The 18,911-nt window shown below is 43.5% G+C and carries 10 protein-coding genes; 5 read left to right on the top strand and 5 right to left on the bottom strand.

From position 1 onward, the window contains the following. The first annotated feature begins 40 nt into the window (after positions 1–40). From AC1MCB_RS16565 to AC1MCB_RS16555, 3 genes are all read left to right on the top strand, one after another. Positions 41–598, top strand: coding sequence for a GNAT family N-acetyltransferase (locus AC1MCB_RS16565; protein ID WP_479965827.1), 558 nt, complete (start codon positions 41–43; stop codon positions 596–598). Between the two features lie 84 nt (positions 599–682). Beyond that, positions 683–937 carry a hypothetical protein gene (locus tag AC1MCB_RS16560; RefSeq protein ID WP_479965826.1) on the top strand — a complete coding sequence of 85 codons (255 nt, stop codon included), beginning with the start codon at positions 683–685 and terminating at the stop codon, positions 935–937. A gap of 65 nt (positions 938–1,002) precedes the next feature. After that, the gene (locus tag AC1MCB_RS16555; RefSeq protein WP_479965825.1) at positions 1,003–1,380 is read left to right on the top strand and encodes a nuclear transport factor 2 family protein; all 378 of its coding nucleotides are present in this window, start codon (positions 1,003–1,005) and stop codon (positions 1,378–1,380) included. A 36-nt stretch (positions 1,381–1,416) separates the two neighbouring features. Here AC1MCB_RS16555 and AC1MCB_RS16550 read toward each other — a convergent pair whose 3' ends face one another. The 4 genes from AC1MCB_RS16550 to AC1MCB_RS16535 all read right to left on the bottom strand — a co-directional run bounded on the left by AC1MCB_RS16550 (position 1,417) and on the right by AC1MCB_RS16535 (position 7,013). After that, positions 1,417–2,502 (bottom strand): Gfo/Idh/MocA family protein, encoded by a 1,086-nt coding sequence (locus AC1MCB_RS16550; RefSeq protein WP_479965824.1) that lies wholly within the window; start codon positions 2,500–2,502, stop codon positions 1,417–1,419. Between the two features lie 209 nt (positions 2,503–2,711). Continuing rightward, positions 2,712–2,966: a chromate transporter gene (locus AC1MCB_RS16545; protein WP_479965823.1), complete on the bottom strand. Its 255-nt coding sequence runs from the start codon at positions 2,964–2,966 to the stop codon at positions 2,712–2,714. Positions 2,967–2,998: 32 nt separating this feature from the next. Next, entirely contained in the window at positions 2,999–3,955 is a 957-nt protein-coding gene (locus AC1MCB_RS16540) for a sulfite exporter TauE/SafE family protein (RefSeq protein ID WP_479965822.1), read from the bottom strand. A gap of 67 nt (positions 3,956–4,022) precedes the next feature. Further along, positions 4,023–7,013 (bottom strand): TonB-dependent receptor, encoded by a 2,991-nt coding sequence (locus AC1MCB_RS16535; RefSeq protein WP_479965821.1) that lies wholly within the window; start codon positions 7,011–7,013, stop codon positions 4,023–4,025. Between the two features lie 965 nt (positions 7,014–7,978). Here AC1MCB_RS16535 and AC1MCB_RS16530 point away from each other — a divergent pair. Beyond that, positions 7,979–8,800, top strand: coding sequence for a DUF4339 domain-containing protein (locus AC1MCB_RS16530; RefSeq protein ID WP_479965820.1), 822 nt, complete (start codon positions 7,979–7,981; stop codon positions 8,798–8,800). A gap of 108 nt (positions 8,801–8,908) precedes the next feature. Here AC1MCB_RS16530 and AC1MCB_RS16525 read toward each other — a convergent pair whose 3' ends face one another. Then, positions 8,909–11,497 carry a phosphoenolpyruvate carboxylase gene (locus tag AC1MCB_RS16525; RefSeq protein ID WP_479965819.1) on the bottom strand — a complete coding sequence of 863 codons (2,589 nt, stop codon included), beginning with the start codon at positions 11,495–11,497 and terminating at the stop codon, positions 8,909–8,911. Between the two features lie 727 nt (positions 11,498–12,224). Between AC1MCB_RS16525 and AC1MCB_RS16520 the strand changes: the two genes are divergently transcribed. Further along, positions 12,225–18,770, top strand: a complete 6,546-nt coding sequence (locus AC1MCB_RS16520) for an Ig-like domain-containing protein (protein WP_479965818.1) — start codon at positions 12,225–12,227, stop codon at positions 18,768–18,770. Positions 18,771–18,911: the final 141 nt, after the last annotated feature.

Genomic DNA, 18,911 nt, shown 5'->3' with positions numbered 1-18,911 from the left:
GTTTATCAAACTGCTGAAACTACATTCTTTACCGTTTTTTATGATTGAGCTACAATACTTTACCGCCAACGATTTCCAATCGCTGATGGGGTGGATTAGTGACAAAGACCTCTTACTGAATTGGGCTGGTTCTCATTTCAAATTTCCACTTACCGAAGATAAATTACATTGGTATTTGAAGGGCGCAAACGATTTCGATCGCTCAGAAACGCTGATCTATAAAGCAGTTGATTCTGAGAGCGGAGAAATCGTGGGTCATATATCCTTAACTGCGCTGAACCGGGAAAACCGTTCTGCGAGAATCACGCGGGTAATTGTTGGAAATCCTGCGGAAAGAGGCAAAAAAATCGGAGAGCAGATGATTAATGCCATGCTCCGAACAGGATTTAAGGAGCTTAACCTTCATCGCATGAGTCTTGGCGTTTATGATTTTAACGAACCAGCCATCAGATGCTATAAAAAATGCGGTTTTATTACTGATGGAGTTCTGCGTGACATAAGCAGGCACGGCGATAACTACTGGAGTATCATGGAAATGAGTATTCTTGAAAATGAATGGCAGCAAAAAACCGTTGAGTCAGAATTAATGCCACGCTGATTCAATTAGATTTTACTTTAGGATGCGAAGGTTTGAAAATCTTGTAAAAAACTTATATTTATAGAGGCTTAGCATTGTTTCAGATTGCAAACGATATTAAAGATCTCCCCATTAATTACGCTCCTTGGAGTATTTGCAATCTCCATGCTAAGAAATATTGGTTATTCCGGACTATGGATCATTGCCTGCGGGATATTAATAGCTGGCGGTGTGATCATCCAAACCGTTCAATTAGCAAAGCAACCGGTAGCGGTTAGAAGAAGATCATTAATCATTCTGGCCATAGCGATCACTGCCACAGGTGTTTGGTTTTTGCTTCGGTACTACATGTTGCTTTAGGTAGCAGGCTGTGGAACATAATTTGCAGCACTCCGGATTGAGAAATCAAAGGTTAAACTAACTTTATGACAGAGCTTAACAAACAGAATGCTGTCGCGTTCTACGACCTGATGTTTAATCAATGTCAGCCCGAAGAGGCCATCGATCTGTATACCGGTGTAAACTATATTCAGCATAATCCGCATGTAGGTGATGGTAAAAAGGCATTTATTGAATATTTTAAAAAGATGGCGAAGGAGTATCCTGGAAAGAAAGTTGAGTTTAAGAAGGTGATCGGCGAAAGGGAGTTTGTAGTGCTGCATTGCCACCAGCACTGGCCTGGCGATCATGACTATGCTGGCATTGACATATTCCGCTTCGATGAGTTCGGCAAGATCGTTGAACACTGGGATGTCTTACAGGTTGTTCCCGAGCATTCAATGAATAGTAATACCATGTTTTGATGAAAGGCAGCGATTAAAAGATCACACGATAACCTATCACTTCAAAAACACACTCTTCTTTAATTTCGCAGATTCCTTCGCTGCTTCAAGGATCTCTACCGCCATCACGTTTACGGGCAATCCATATTGGTCGAAATCATCAAGCTTTACTCTACCACTGACAACCTCTGCGAGCATTGAAAAAGGATCGTTATACGGAGCAGGCCGGGAATCCAGTTTGATGACCTTCTCAGGTGATCTTTCCTCAAGGCGTTCCCGTACCGTGTTACCATCAGTAGCAATAGCATAGCCCTTATCGCCATACACTTCCATATCCTTACGCGAGAAAGTCCAGTTCCAGGATGCCTGAATGACGCATTGTGCCTTGGGGTATTGCAGAACTATAGTCGCTTCATCGTCCACCCGGGGGTAGATGTGTGGTTTATTTTGACTTATCATTGTGGTAACGGAAACCGGTCTTTGTCCGTTTAGCAACCAGGTCATCAAGTTTGCTCCGTAACACCCGAAGTCCATTAATGCTCCCGCTCCATTTTTTACAGGGTCAATCAGGATTTCCAGGAACTCTTCACTAACCCCTATTTCCTTTGGTCCCTGGTGACCGTCGTTAACCATAACCTTGCTAATATTGCCGATTTTACCTTCTTTATATAAGTTGTACAAATATTGGTTGCTGGCATACCATGAAGTTTCAAAATTAGTCAGGACATGGATAGAGTTCTTTACAGCAAGGTTTTCAATTTCCTTCGCATCAGCAAAGGTAGTGGCCAATGGCTTTTCAACCATTACATGGATCTTCCTTGGAGCACATGCCCTGACGACCTTGATGTGCTCGTTAGTTGCTCCAAAAGCAGAAACAGCCTCAGGCTTCACCCTATCAAGCATAGTATTCAAATCGGTAAAGAAGAGATCTCTACTCAACTTGTATTTATCGGCATATTTGTTCGCCAGCTCTTTATTAGGTTCATAGATACCCACTAGCAAAATGTCTTTCTTGTCGGCCCGGTTAAATACCCAATCCACATGCCCATGGCTCAAGCCCGCGATGGCGACCCTGACCGGCGCTTGTGCGAACATTTGAGTAAAGATCAACATGCAGGTAAAGGTTGAAAGGATAAGTTTCATAAAGCTAGATTGTATCTAAAGATGAGTGAAGGTCGTATTTTTTGATCGGCTTACGTAAATAATTAAGAAAACAGTGCTAATAGACGTAACCCTTTAATAGCATTTCGAATTTTGTATAAGCTAAAAAGAGTTCAGGGCCTATGTTACTGTATTTGAAGGCTCCGCAAGAAATTTCATTGAATAATTAACGCAAAGTTTTTTTACAGAAATTAAATCATACGAATCAGGATACCAATGATCGCAGCGATAAGAATCAATGCAAGCTCCTTTATTTTTTTTATGTAGATCAAAGAAAACACGGTCAGGCTCGCGATCACTGCCGTTGGAATGTCAATAACTGTTCTAATTCCGATAATGATGACCGCTCCGGCAAGGGCACCGATTACAGATGCTGTGATACCATCGACAAAAGCTCTGATGCTGATATTTTTGGAAATTCGTTTAAAAGAAGGCGCGAGGATCACTGTAAATAGATAGCAGGGCAGACAAATCTGATCTACGTGATTAACTTATCAATTGAATTCCAGATGATACGGATGCTTGAAATAATTACGATCGCTCCGACTCCTATAAACATTTTCTTAAGGGGAAGCTTCCCTACCAATTTTGCGGCAAACGGCGCAGCTATTACTCCACCGATAATAAGACCCACAATAGTTTGCCAGTGGCTAACTCCAAGGATTACAAAAAAGGTCACAGCGCTAGCCATGGTTACGAAAAACTCGGTTAGACTAACCGAACCTATTACATACTTGGGAGTCCGGCCTTTAGAGATCAGGGTGCTTGTTACCAGCGGCCCCCAGCCTCCGCCACCAAATGAGTCTAAAAATCCCCCTGCTCCGGCAAGCCACCCGGCACGCTTCACTTTTTGTGGTTTCGCCTTCTCTTTGAAGGCGCTCGTCAATATTTTAATACCCAGTAGCAAGGTATATATCGAGATAACAGGCCTGATCCACTGCGAATAATTGTCTCCTGCATAGCTAAGAACTATGGCTCCTACTATTGCCCCAACAACACCCGGAATAAGTAAGGTTTTGAAGAGCTTCATATTAACATTGCCAAAACGGTAATGACTGAAGCCCGAGGCGCCGCTTGAAAACATCTCCGCCGTATGAATGCTGCCAGAAATAACTGCAGGGTTCAATCCCAGGGATAAAAGAAGCGTAGTGGAAATAACTCCATAACCCATCCCTAAAGCGCCGTCAACCATTTGCGCGCAAAATCCTACGACCAACATCCAGAAGAATATTTCATCGATTCCGGCGTACAAATCTTTACTTACTGTAATTACTGTAGAAAAAGATACATAGGAGTAAAAAGCAAGACTCACAAACATAAAAGCCAGCGCGAATAGTGATATATACGCCACCTTCATCCATTTCTTTTCCTGTGATCTCACCGACGCAACACCCACTTTCACTGCTTTTTCCCTAACTTGTTCTTCGACCTGCATTACTAAATTCTGATAAAAACTCCGGTATAGCTGTCTCTATGCCGGCTCACTGACGAAATCACTCCGGCTACTTGTGTAGCAAACCGTCGAAAGTAATTGCGGTATAATATAACCCACCAATAGTTGGCCCTCCTGCGTATTGAACATAGGATTTATTCAGAATATTGGTGGCTCCCACTTTTAAAACGGCTTTGTATTGTGGCACTTTGTAGCTTACCTGGCCATCAAAAGTGTGGAAAGAAGACACTGTTCCATTTACAAGGGGGCTTTCCCATGCAAACTTATCCTGCCATCTCCACACCAGGTTAAATCCAAGATTTTTTACGACCTCACGATTGCCGAATGAAATATTGGTTGTCCAGTTCGGGGTATTAAAGCCGGTTTCGAAAACATCCTTTTGCTCATTCTGGGTCATGTTGTTATAACTCACATTTCCTGCAAGTGTGAACTTCCGGTAGAAATTATACGTAAGGCCTAATGCCGATCCGTAGTTATTATACTTGTTCTTGGCATTTGTATAAACACGGTAGCGAGTTTGCTGAGCATCACGATTCGATCGAAGCATAGCTATCACCGCGTCATCTGATCCTACCGGCACTTGTTCAACGAAACTTGGGCTTCCTGCAACTGCTCTTTTGTAAGGCACGGATACTTCTACCTGGCCAAGGAAGCCATCATATTGGTTGATGTAGGCATCAAGATCTATTACCAGTCTGTTTTCGGCAAGCACACTTTTGTAGCCAACTTCAAATGAATTGATCTTCTCCGGACGGGTTTCAGCCAGATTAGTTACCTCTAAGAGGCCCTTGTTTTTTAAGGCGGCATCGTTTGTTAACAGCCCCGCGGCAACATCAGTGTTTACCGCAGCGTTAAATGCGTTGTTAGAACTTAAAGTGTAAGAGTTATCTAAATAATTCAGGCCTTCATTGATATAGGATAAACCACCCACACGTCGAACGTTTCCATTATTTACAAATGAGATTGCTTCGAATAAAGCAGGGAAACGATATCCGTTCTGGAACGACGCTCTGAAATTATGTTTATCAGCGACTGTATAAACTGCAGCTACCCGGGGATTGAATTTAGCGGTGAATTCAGGGTTGTAATCTACGCGCAGAGAAGCAAAAAGCTTAAGTTTCTCTTCTAGAAGGATTTTTGTAACCTGGGCAAAGGCCCCAAACTTCTTATAGTACACATTGTCACCAAAACTGCCGTCAGCCAAAGGCTTGTTTCTGTCGGCATTAGGTCTTGAAAAATCTACAAAGTTATTTCCATCAGGTATTACTTCATAGATTCTTGCGTCGGCTCCCACCAGCAAGTTGAACACACGAACCTTTTTTGTCAGATCTAGTTGTGCGTCGGTATGATAGGTTCGGCTCCGTTGCGTTAGCCAGGCTCCCCCTGTGGCAGGCGCACCGGCAATTACAGCTCCGTTATCCCAATTATTGATGCCGGTAATCGTATTTTTCAGAGCATCAAATTCAGGGGTTCCCGGTTCTACTCGTCCGGCATCGGCAGCCGATCTGCCTATCTTTAATGCTGCAGAAAGCGGAGAGCCATTATTTATCGCATCTTGAAGTGCTGCTTTGTATTTAGCGCCCCAAACTGAGTTTGTTCCGCCACTGGTAATATCCAAATTATCCACTAAAGGCTTAATATTATAAGAATCCCCTGTATTCTCGATTGACACATATGACTTAACGAAATAATTGAATCCCTTTAATTCGAGTTTGTGGTTTTGCACGCTTACATTATCCATCTGGATCTTGTTTCCACGCTGAAAAAGGCCGTCTAGCTTACCAAATCGGTAGCCATAAGAAAGCTCAGCATTCGGACTCAGGCGATAGTGCAGCGAAGCATCAACCTTCAAATTATCAACAATTGGATTTACTACGTCTTTTTCCCAGTACCCGGTACGTCTCACCAGGATGCTTTGGCTTCCTGGCTTACCCGGAATTGATAGGCCGCTAAGAGTAACCGCATTGCTTCCGTTATCATCGCCATACTTATTCCATGCATCATATCCAGGATTGTCAGCATCTGCAGTCAAATCCTGAAAATTAGGGTTAGCAGTATTTAAGTTGTTAGGGTTTTGATTCGTTTTGGTATCCGACAGCCAGTCTGTGCCTCTCATATAACTGAGGTTAACTTTAAATGCAAACTTGTTGTTAAAGGCTTTTGCATAACGCAGTGCTGACTCCGTAAGATTGCTTTGTTCACGGCCTGTGCCACCAACATGGTTAAGACCTGTTTTTTGATAGACGCTTAAACCCTGGTACAAAAAAGGGCTCTTCGTTAATAGATTGGCCATACCGTTTATAGCACTCATACCATACAATGCAGATGCTGCTCCGGGTGTGATCTCAACACTAGCAATGTCTAATTCTGTCGGCCCGATGGCGTTGCCGAGTGGAACACCAAGGGTTCCGGCTTGCATATCAACTCCATCAACCAACTGCACGAAACGAAAGTTATTAGGAATGTTGAAACCGCGTGTATTAGGAACTTTAAAAGTAATGCTGGAAGTGGTCATTTGCACGCCTTTCACATTTTCGAGAGCGTCATAAAAGCTTGGTGCAGGAGACTCACGGATTGCCCTTATATCCAGTTTCTCAATCGCCACCGGCGATTTTAGAATGCTTTCTTCTACCCGCGAAGCGGTGATCACCACTTCATTTCCTAATAGAGTTTGAGTAACAAGTGCGATATGAAGCTGGGGGCCAGTTTCCTTTACCTCAAATTCTTGAGAGGCAAAGCCTATGCTTGAAAACACCAGGGTAAAAGGAAATTTTAGCTTTGACTTAAGCCTGAAATTACCTTTTTCATCTGTTGTTGTTCCAGATATAGTACCCTTTATCTGAACGCTAACTCCGGGGAGGGTGCCACCACCGTCCTGCTCAGTAACCTGACCTGTTACTTCAATTAGTTGACTTTGCTGGCCTTGAACTAATTGGCTGGAACTTATGACAATTAGGACTATGATCATGAGGTACTTGAAAATGATGTTTGAAATAGATGAGGCAATATTCTTTTTGGCAAAAAGGCTCGAGGTCGTCATGGAGGTTTGGTAAAAAATAGTGAATGGAAAAGCTGTTGTTTATTTGAGGAGATCACATAAAGCAACAACAGCACATACCATAGCGAGAGTAGTAGAGGCGGACACTGGGAGAGTTCGAAGTAAAGGCAACTGCCATATAAAGTCTATCGGATTAGTAGACAATAATAGAAAACATATTTTTAATCTTAATTATTTTTTTGAAAATAGTATCATATTTCAGGTTTATCAGTAGAGCAGATGAAGCAAATTCATATTTAACGGTTGCCCGAAAGAAGCTTTTCTGCAATTGAGGGTCATTATTTCTCTTTTCGCTTATAGAAAAATTAAAGCCTTGCCGGCAACTACAGATGTGTTCGAAGGCTGAATGAGAAACAGGATTAACAGATTTTATAAATCATGAATCACCGGATCACTATCAAATAAAACAGGTTCAGCCAAATCAGTAAACATGCGATTGATATTAAAATAAGCGAAAATCGCAACAGCGAATATGCTTACTAACGTAATACCGGCGATCTTCATGATCTTTTATAATTATAGGTTTTTTTGCTGTTCTTGACTGATATGTTTTTCCGCTGCAGAGTGAAGGTTTGTTTTGTGCTCTGTCAACAGCCCAATTACGATTTTATTTTCAACCAGATTTAATTACTAATTCGAATCGCTCAAAGGTGATTCTAGTAGAAGAGGCCGCTTAGAATACATAGCTTAATACAACTGAATACGACATATCATTATAAGTGTTATTATATAGCGGCATTAATTTACTCTGTTCGCACTAGTCTCATTTTGGTGAAACTGGATTTCAAAAGGTGCAAACCTCCATTGTAATGAACATCCAAGGGTGATATCAAAAGAAATCCGTTGATCCGGCAATAGGGTTATTGGCAATAAGATTGAAAATATTTTTCCTATAACCTAAACCTCCTTAACTTCGTATAAGTGTCAAGCTCCTTAGGCTTCACAGAATGACCGTATATTACATTCAGACTTCCGGCGGAAAGGAAGGTCCCTTTTCACTCGAAGAATTAAGAAAGAAAGATATAAACACAGATACCTTAATATCTCAGGATGGAGCTAAATGGATGCCCGCAGGTACAGTTAAAGCAATAAAGTCGATTATATCTGAAACAGGGCCGCCGCATCATTTCAAAAAACTTGAAGGCCCAAAATATATTTTTACCGCTGATGCTATAAGCGAACCGAAAACACGTTCACGAATTTCAGCTTTACAATGGGCAGCTATAGTTTTATTAGCCCTCAACGGATTTGTGTATTACTATAAAAAAAGCGATTCCGTCATTTCAAAAAAGCAGGAAGTTATTACATTATCAAAGGTTGCATCAACGCCTGAAAAGAAAGTAGCTTCGGTTCAAAATATTACTAAGCCTGAAGTAAAAAAAGAAATAGAAAATAAAGATACAGTAAACAGTAGTATCAGGAATAACTGGGCAACCTTTATCAAAGCGACTCACAACAATTTTAAATTTTACAGCAAGTTTGGTGGGATACATAATCTGAAGGCCATCGTACAGAATAAAAGTGACTTTCCTTTAGATACAGTTAAAATTGCGGTGAAGTATATCCGCCATGGACAGACATATAAAACAGAATATGTGACGCTATATAATGTTCCTGAGCGTGGCGAGTTATCGGTGCCTGCTCCTACAAGTAAAAGTGGAACATCGGTGACGCTGGATATCACAAAGATCGCTTCTGAGAAACTTCAGTTCTCTTATAACGCTGACATCCCAGTCGGAGCCGGGCCAGATCCGTTTTTCAGACTATAATATGCTAAAGTGATATCATTTAATGAAAATCATACCTCAGCTGCAAAGCTGCTCTGATTGAAATTGAATTAACTTATTCTGGTCAGAGCAGCCGCAAATTACAATTTCTTATGCTGAGTTTCTTGCTGCATTTACAATACCGTAAATAGTCCTTAAGATCAGTTTGTCGTATACAGCCTTTTGATCTTCGCTGGTATCCGGATCCAAACTTTTGATAATAGCATAGCGCTGTATAATGACAAGTGGTAGCGTGATCTTTTCCCGAACGGAGATGGATTGTTGTTCAATCGGATATCTTTCCATCAAAACCTTAGTATCGCTAAGATCCAACACTAAAATTTCTGTCAAATCGTACTCTGCTTTTAGAAGTTTCCAGAATGTGCCAAATACTTTGTCATTCTCCAGGTAAGCAGTTACTCTAAAGTCAGCCTTTGACATAGACATCATACAATTGTCTATAACGGTTTTAAAAAAACTAGATTGCTTATACAAAGCTTTCACTTCATTCCAGTCACCATTGTCTTTAATATACTTCAAAGCTGTGCCCACACCGTAAAATCCGGGAATATTCTGCTTTAGCTGGCTCCATGAGGTCACAAAACTAATTGCCCGCAGATCTTCAAGTTTCAACTCCGTGTCGGTATTCCTCTTCACGGGGCGGCTACTTATGTTAATCTGCGATAGCATTTTCAAAGGGCTTTGCACCTCTAAAAATTTTAAAAACAGGGGATGCTGCCTTAATTCCATAAAGGACTCATAGCTTTTGCCTGCCATTTGCCCGAACAGCTCCTTTTCACGATCATTCATGGTGTTTGCTTCCTGCTTATCCAGCGCGGAAGTAATGCCGGCATGTATGAGCTGTTCCATATTGTTAATGGAGCTTTCAAAGGTGCCAAAATGCGAACTGATGGTTTGACCCTGCACGGTTATCTGAATCTGCTTATTTGCAACATCCTTACCGAAAGAGGCATAGAATTTATGTGTTTTGCCGCCTCCTCTAGCTGGAGGACCTCCCCGACCGTCAAAGAAGGCCAGCTCTATCCCATTTTCCCTGGAAACTGTGGTCAAGCTAGCTTTAGCGTCATAAATAGACCAGTTAGCCATCAGGTAGCCGCCATCTTTAGTACTGTCGGAAAAGCCCAGCATAATAACCTGCCGATTTTTACGTCTGATCAAATGTTTTTGATAAATGGGGTGCTGATAAAGACTCTTCATCACCTCATCCGCTATTTTTAAATCGTCAATGGTTTCGAAAAGCGGAACAAAATCAATATCCAATTCATCCATCTTCCAGCCACTCCATAAAAACAACTGCATCAATTGCAATATATCCGATGCCTGCTGGCAATTACTGATTATAAACCGATGACAGGCTCTTTTTCCATTATGTTTTTGCAGGTCTTTAATTAGGCGAATGACTTCGAGGCCGTCTTTACTGAGATCAGCAAAATTTGTATAGGAGGTAAAATCAGCTGTCTCTAATGGAATTGACTCGATTTTATCAGCTTCTGAAAGCTCCAAATACCCACCAGGTATCTTACTCTTCAATTCGCCTGAGGCCATACATTCAGAGAAGAGGTTTCTTAAAACGCGACTATCTTGCCGAATGTCCAACGAGGCGAAATGACATCCAAAAAGCTTCACCTTCCAAATCATGTCATCAACCACATCAGAAAATAAACCATCATGATAGTTGCGGAGCACCTGTTTAATTGAACGCAGATTTAATAATAACTCTTCTTTAATATCCTTCTTTTCGGGATTCGGGTCAAAGGCGTTTCCATAGATTAACTGTTCGAGAATTGCCATAGGCTTTTCTACCCCGTTAAAAGTGATACGGCGCTTCATATTCCTGAAATCTCTGTAATAGCACCTAAACAAAGCCTTTCGAAGGAAATAGGAAACATCCCTGGTAGTTTCGGCTGTTACAAAAGGGTTGCCGTCACGGTCGCCACCGGGCCAGAAACCCAATTCTATCAGGCTGTGATTACCCAGGTTAAGTTTAAAAACATCTTCCAGGGTACTGTGGACGTCGGAAGCAGTATGATACAAAATGTTCTCGAGGTACCAGGTCAGACTAACCGCTTCGTCAACAGGACTGGGCTTTTCTTTTTTGAAAAAGGGTGTTTTGCCGAGTTGCTGCAGCAGCAAACTGATTGCTTTTACATCATTCTCTTTGATGGCATAGGTCAGATCGGTCATGATACCTAACACCGCTCCCGGATAAAACTGAGTGGGGTGCGCGGTAAATACCAGTCTTAGCTTGAGTTCCTTCAGTGCTTCTCTTATATTTTTATACAGGTCTTCATTCTCTGATGCCCGATTCATAAGGTTGCTTAGGGTACTTACTTCATCACTCATTGTAATTTTTGAGTAGGCTGCATCTTCCACTGCATCAAACAATACTACCTGTCTTTCTATATATTGAATAAAGAGAAATAGCAAATCATTGACATCTTTTTCTTCGGTCAAGCCTTTCTGCTTGGTGAAGAATGTCGATATAATTTCTTCAGGACTTAAGTGCTGCTCAGTGCCTTCTTCGCAATGCTTAAAGAAATACGGCAAAGCCAGCCCTGTATTTTTTACTGTATAAAAGGGCAGCGTAAGAAAAAGACTGTTGTAGAGTTCAAATTTGGTGGTGACTTCATCCTTAAACACCATTTCTTTTGAACCAGCCTGGGAGATCAGTTTGGACATAGTGCGGGAAAATTACGAAATCTAAAATTTAAACAATAAAGAATGCGTAAGGGGTTTAAATTATTAGGAAACTGTAAATTTTTACGCTTGAAACCATTTATAATAAATGATTTTGATAATAAAAGTCGAATAATTAGTATCTACTCACAAAGCTTACTCAAAAAGTTTTTCAACTTGATCTGGAAGGTCTGAAAATCTGCACTCCGGCACTAGAGTAAGTAAAAGTTACCGAGGGTTGATTCAGTTCCTCAGGAATTTCTCCCTTCGCTCCCCGTTTAAACAAAAATCTATTGGGCAGACAGGTCGGTATGAATACCAATCCGTGGCTGCATTGGGTGGCCTGGTACACAGGCGTACGGAAACAAATATTCGCAGACTAAGCGAAGACGGTGGGAAGTAAATAGAGAATTTATAAAAGCTTCGATATGCGATAGAAAGGTGAACCGTTGGCAGATTTTCCCTGAATAATAATTGGAGAGCTTCCAGTCTTAAAATAGATCAACGAAGAATGTGTTTGAAAGATATTATACTAGCTAAATAAATTTCATAATATTATAATTACATCCAAATTTGTCTTTATATTTATTATAGACTTTTGCCCCTTCCTCCCGTACCGTGGCGATTTATTTAGGTCGTTATCCAACAATAATTAAGACTAGAATACCCATTTGCGATATTTTATCAGAGTGCCTGATAGCACCGAGTATTTACCTAAAAACGTGTTCACATGATATTCAAAGGTACCTTTCAGATCGGGAGTAAAATCCTCCCTGCAGACTTTCTTCTGCCACAAAATACCAGATGGACATCGATTACTTCCCATCGAAATATTTTAAGCATGTTACTCATTTATTTAACCTGCTTCTTAATATTGATGGTGAGCACCGAACAGGTTTCTGCACAAAATCCTATTGTGCAGGAGAATCTTTTGCCTGGAAACCCCAAGGCTGAATGGGATATTAATGGTGCCGGAGACCTTAATATTCAGGGATTCGCCACCGACATGAGTGTAAACAAAGGAAACACTGTTAGATTTAAGATTAATGTAACTGGGGCTGTTACCTTTAGAATAAGAATTTACCGCCTTGGTTACTACGGTGGAAGCGGAGCACGATTAATTACAGACCTTGGAAATTTTACCGGTAGGGTGCAGCCGTCCCCTGTATCTAATTCTTCTACCGGACTCGTTGACTGTGGCAATTGGGTTGAATCGGCAAGCTGGGCTGTACCTGCGACCGCAGTTTCGGGACTGTATTTAGCAAAACTCACCCGGTCTGATAATAATGGTTCAAGTCACATCGCTTTTGTCGTAAGAGATGATAACGCCAATTCAAATTTGCTTTTTAAAACATCTGATGCTACATGGCAGGCGTACAATGTTTACGGTGGAAACAGTCTTTATGTTGGTTCTACCTCATACCCTGGAGGGCATGCTGTCAAAGTCAGTTATAACCGACCTTTTATTACCCGGAACGGCGGCGGCGGCGGTGGTGCAATGGAAGACTGGCTTTTCAATGCCGAGTACCCGATGATTCGTTGGCTGGAAAGAAATGGTTACGATGTGAGCTATACTACTGATGTTGATATGAGCAGAGATGCGACACCTATTACACCATCGAAGCATAAAGTATTATTATCTGTTGGCCATGACGAATACTGGTCACAATCAGCCAGGACGAGATTTGAAAATGCCCGGGGTCAGGGGGTTCATCTCGCTTTCCTTAGTGGGAATGAAATCTATTGGAAAACAAGATGGGAAAATAGTATAGATGGAACGAATACGCCTTACAGAACGCTGGTTTGTTATAAGGAAGGAACACTTGGAGAAAATGTCTGCGGTGGTAAATGTGACCCCCTGGCGAATACGTGGACTGGCCTATGGCGGGATGGCTGTGACTATCCCAATGCAGATGGTTGCAGACCCGAGAATGCACTTACCGGACAAATTAGCTGGGTAGACGCCACCGGCAGTATAACCGTACCTTCAACTTTCCGAACAGCACCATTTTGGCGACATACAAGTATTGCCAATGGCCAGTCAGCTACCTTTCCGAACGGCACCCTCGGTTATGAATGGGATGGCAGAGAATCTGCCTATTCCAGCAGTTATCCTTCGGGACGACAAGTTCTTTCCAGCACCAACCTTGCCGGCAAAATTCATGAGCTTTCATTATATACACATGCAAGTGGTGCCAAAGTATTCGGTGCCGGCACCGTACAGTGGTCATGGGGATTAGACAATGTCCACGACAGGGGTAGTGCGGCTCCCAGCAGAGATATGCAGCAGGCAACAGCCAACCTTTTCTGGGATATGGGGGTAGTCGCGGGGTCATTGCAGTCTGATTTAGTTAGCGATAGCTCCCCTTCAGATACTCAGGCGCCAACCACTTCGATCAACTTTCCTGCGATCGGGGCCACAGTGACCGCAGGAAGTGCTGTTTCCATCAGCGGGACAGCTACAGATCTGGGTGGAGGAACTGTCACCGGGGTCGATGTATCAACAGACGGGGGGGCTACCTGGCAAAGAGCAAACGGAACTACAAACTGGGCTTATTCCTGGACTCCAGCTTTTAATGGCAGTTTCATTCTAAAGTCGCGAGGAATAGATAATAGCGGGAATACAGAACCCGAAGGCACCGCCCCGGCTACAAATGCAATAACAGTAAATGTTACCGGTTCATCCCAGATTGGACCATTCACTATCTGGAGTGCGAATACAATTCCTGCAGTACCTGATGACCCTGACGCTGAAGCAATAGAACTCGGGGTTAAGTTCCGCTCATCGGTTAATGGCTTTATTACAGGAGTTCGTTTCTACAAAAGTTCAGCAAATACAGGTACGCATATCGCTAATTTATGGTCTCTCACCGGAGCTAACCTTGCAAGAGCTACTTTTACAATGGAAACGGCTTCCGGATGGCAGCAAGTGCTCTTCTCTACTCCGGTGGCTATTATTGCAGGGACAACCTATGTTGCTTCTTACCATACCCCAACAGGTCATTATTCCGTTAATGAAAACTATTTCACGTCCACAACCGGAATCACTCCTTACGTGCAAGCTCTGGGCAATGGGGTGGACGGGCCGAATGGTGTTTATAATTACTCCTCGAACACCATATTTCCTAATTCCTCTTTCTCGTCAAGCAATTATTGGGTTGATGTAGTCTTTACCACTAACACTGCACCTGACACTAGCCCGCCGACCGTAACAGCTACCAGTCCCGTTAGTTCAGCTACTGGAGTTAGTATCACTTCGGTTATCACAGCAACTTTCAATGAAGATATCAACGCAGCCACATTAACCAGTTCCACCTTTGAATTACGGAATGCTGCTAATACGGTCGTCACCGGCACAGTCAGCTATAATTCTACTACCAGAACCGCTACCTTAACGCCTGCTGCTGCTCTGTCTAATTCCACCGTGTATACCGCCACGCTGAAAGGAGGCGCTACCGATCCCCGAATTAAGGATCTTGCGGATAACGCCCTGGGAGCTGATTTTACCTGGAATTTTACAACCGCGGCAGCCACTCCGCTGACCGTAACGTCGAACACCCCGGCCGATGGAGCCACCGGCGTATTAACAAGCACTGCAGTAACTGCCACCTTTAACCAGGCCATTGATGCGGCCACCCTTACCGCTACGACATTCGAATTGAGGAACGCGGCCAATACGCTCATTCCAGGCTCGCTGAGTTATAATCCAACAACCCGAGTGGCAACCTTCACGCCGACAGCGACGTTAGCTAATTCGACCGTATATACGGCAACGCTCAGAGGCGGCGCAACAGATCCAAGGATTAAAACCGCAACAGGACTTTCCATGGCTGCTGATTATGTGTGGAGTTTCACGACCGTTGCAGCCTCTCCGCTGACCGTAACCGCAAATACTCCGGCCAATGGAGCCACCGGCGTGTTAACAAGCACTGCAGTAACTGCCACCTTTAACCAGGCCATTGACGCGGCCACCCTTACCGCTACGACATTCGAATTGAGGAACGCGGCCAATACGCTCATTCCAGGCTCGCTGAATTATAATTCAACAACCCGAGTAGCAACCTTCACGCCGACAGCGACGTTAGCTAATTCGACCGTATATACAGCAACGCTCAGAGGCGGTGCAACAGATCCAAGGATTAAAACCGCAACCGGAATTTCCATGGCTGCTGATTATGTGTGGAGTTTCACCACCGTGTCAGGCAACTCTCAAACTGGTCCTTTCACTATATGGAGCGCAACAACCAGTCCTGCGATCATCGCCGATCCTGATAAAAAAGCGATTGAAGTAGGTGTAAAATTTAGAGCATCGGTCAATGGTTTTATAACCGGAATACGGTATTACAAGAGCACAACCAATACAGGTAACCATGTAGGCACTCTATGGTCGCGGACCGGAACAGTACTCGGCCGAGCTACTTTTACCAGTGAAACATCATCAGGCTGGCAACAGGTATTGTTTAATACTCCAATTGCCATTAACGCAGGAACAACTTATGTTGCTTCTTACCATACAAAGACTGGGCGCTACTCGATAAATTCGAACTATTTTACTACGAACGTTGGCCTTAGTCCAACCCTACAGGCCCTCGCGAATGGTGTTGACGGACCAAATGGAGTTTACCGTTACGGCGCAAATAGCATTTTCCCAACCTCGTCTACCAGATCAAGCAATTATTGGGTTGATGTAGTCTTTACCACTAACACTGCACCTGACACTAGTCCGCCGACCGTAACAGCTACCAGTCCCGTTAGTTCAGCTACTGGAGTTAGTATCACTTCGGTTATCACAGCAACTTTCAATGAAGATATCAACGCAGCCACATTAACCAGTTCCACCTTTGAATTACGGAATGCTGCTAATACGGTCGTCACCGGCACAGTCAGCTATAATTCTACTACCAGAACCGCTACCTTAACGCCTGCTGCTGCTCTGTCTAATTCCACCGTGTATACCGCCACGCTGAAAGGAGGCGCTACCGATCCCCGAATTAAGGATCTTGCGGATAACGCCCTGGGAGCTGATTTTACCTGGAATTTTACAACCGCGGCAGCCACTCCGCTGACCGTAACGTCGAACACCCCGGCCGATGGAGCCACCGGCGTATTAACAAGCACTGCAGTAACTGCCACCTTTAACCAGGCCATTGATGCGGCCACCCTTACCGCTACGACATTCGAATTGAGGAACGCGGCCAATACGCTCATTCCAGGCTCGCTGAGTTATAATCCAACAACCCGAGTGGCAACCTTCACGCCGACAGCGACGTTAGCTAATTCGACCGTATATACGGCAACGCTCAGAGGCGGCGCAACAGATCCAAGGATTAAAACCGCAACCGGACTTTCCATGGCTGCTGATTATGTGTGGAGTTTCACGACCGTTGCAGCCTCTCCGCTGACCGTAACCGCAAATACTCCGGCCAATGGAGCCACCGGCGTGTTAACAAGCACTGCAGTAACTGCCACCTTTAACCAGGCCATTGACGCGGCCACCCTTACCGCTACGACATTCGAATTGAGGAACGCGGCCAATACGCTCATTCCAGGCTCGCTGAATTATAATTCAACAACCCGAGTGGCAACCTTCACGCCAACTGCAGCGTTAGCTAATTCGACCGTATATACGGCAACGCTCAGAGGCGGCGCAACAGATCCAAGGATTAAAACCGCAACCGGAATTTCCATGGCTGCTGATTATATATGGAGTTTCACCACCGTTGCAGCCTCTCCGCTGACCGTTACCGCAAATACTCCGGCCAATGGAGCCACCGGCGTATTAACAACCACTACAGTAACTGCAACCTTTAACCAGGCCATTGACGCGGCCACCCTAACCGCTACGACATTCGAATTGAGGAACGCGGCCAATACGCTCATTCCAGGCTCGCTGAATTATAATTCAACAACCCGAGTGGCAACCTTCACGCCAACTGCAGCGTTAGCTAATTCGACCGTATACACGTCGACACTCAGAGGTGGTGCAACGGATCCAAGGATTAAAACCGCAACCGGAACTTCTATGACAGCTGATTATACCTGGAATTTCACTACTGTTGCGGTCACTCCGCTGACCGTAACCTCGAACACCCCTGCCAATAATGCTACCGGCATATTAACTTCAACTCCAATAACAGCGACCTTTAGCCAAGCCATTGACCCGGCCACCCTGACTGCTACAGCATTCGAATTAAGAAATGCTGCCAATACGCTCGTTGCAGGAAGCCTTACTTACAACTCAACAAGCCGGACAGCTACCTTAACACCATCATCAAACCTGGCCAACTCCACAGTTTATACAGCAACCCTGAGAGGAGGCAATACAGACCCCCGAATAAAAGATCTGGCAGGAACTTCTTTAGTTTCAAATTATGTCTGGAGTTTCACTACTGCTGCCGCCAGCTCTCAAACAGGTCCCTTTTCAATTTGGAATGCATCTGTACAGCCCGCTATTATCACTGAACCAGATCCCTCATCAGTAGAACTCGGAGTGAAATTCCGTGCGTCGGTTAACGGCTTTATAACCGGGATCCGTTTTTACAAAGGTCAAAGTAATACAGGTATTCATACCGCTAACTTATGGTCACGGACAGGCACAAACCTTGCGCGTGCAACTTTCACAGCAGAAACAGCATCCGGATGGCAACAAGTTCTTTTCTCAACACCGGTAGCCATTACCGCAGGTACAACTTATATTGCCTCTTACCATACTCCAACAGGGAACTATTCGGTCAATGAAAATTATTTTGCAGCAGGCGGAATAGTTTCCGGAAATCTCCAGGCACTGGCAGAAGGTGTTGATGGCTCGAACGGTGTGTATAATTATTCCTCATCCAGTTCATTTCCATCATCTTCCTACAATTCAAGTAATTATTGGGTTGACGTGCTATTCACCACTAATTCAACTCCAAATCCTTTGCAGGCCACACTAGCCTCTTCCTCTCTATTAACTACAGCTCCGGAGAAGTTGGATCTTATGAATATATCTGATGCAAACGCGATTAAGAATAATAAGATATCGTTGATATGTTATCCAAACCCTTTTTCTGGAAATGCAAGGCTAGAATTTGTTGTTCCAACTCAAGAACCAAAGGTTATGCTGGATATCTATAATTCTATGGGAAGAAAAACCAGCCGTGTTTATGAAGGTGCTGCGAAAGCGAATCAAGTTTATAGTTTCCCAATAGATACTGGTAATCTGGCCGCGGGAATTTATTTCATTCATTTCAAAACTTCACGCGGAGTTGAAAGCAGGAAAATAATTGAACTAGAGTAACAAGGACGTGCCAGCTTATTTCGGGATAACTATTGCAAGTTGATGATTTCGATACCGTCTCTTGATTATGAGATCTATAGTGTTACATACTAGTTTATTTTATTTAAAAATAATATTATATTTAAAATAAGACAGTTCCCT

It is taken from the genome of Daejeonella sp. AP26 (assembly GCF_056680515.1).
Note: the sequence above shows the minus strand (reverse complement) of the source record. Positions and strands in the feature narration are given on the sequence as shown.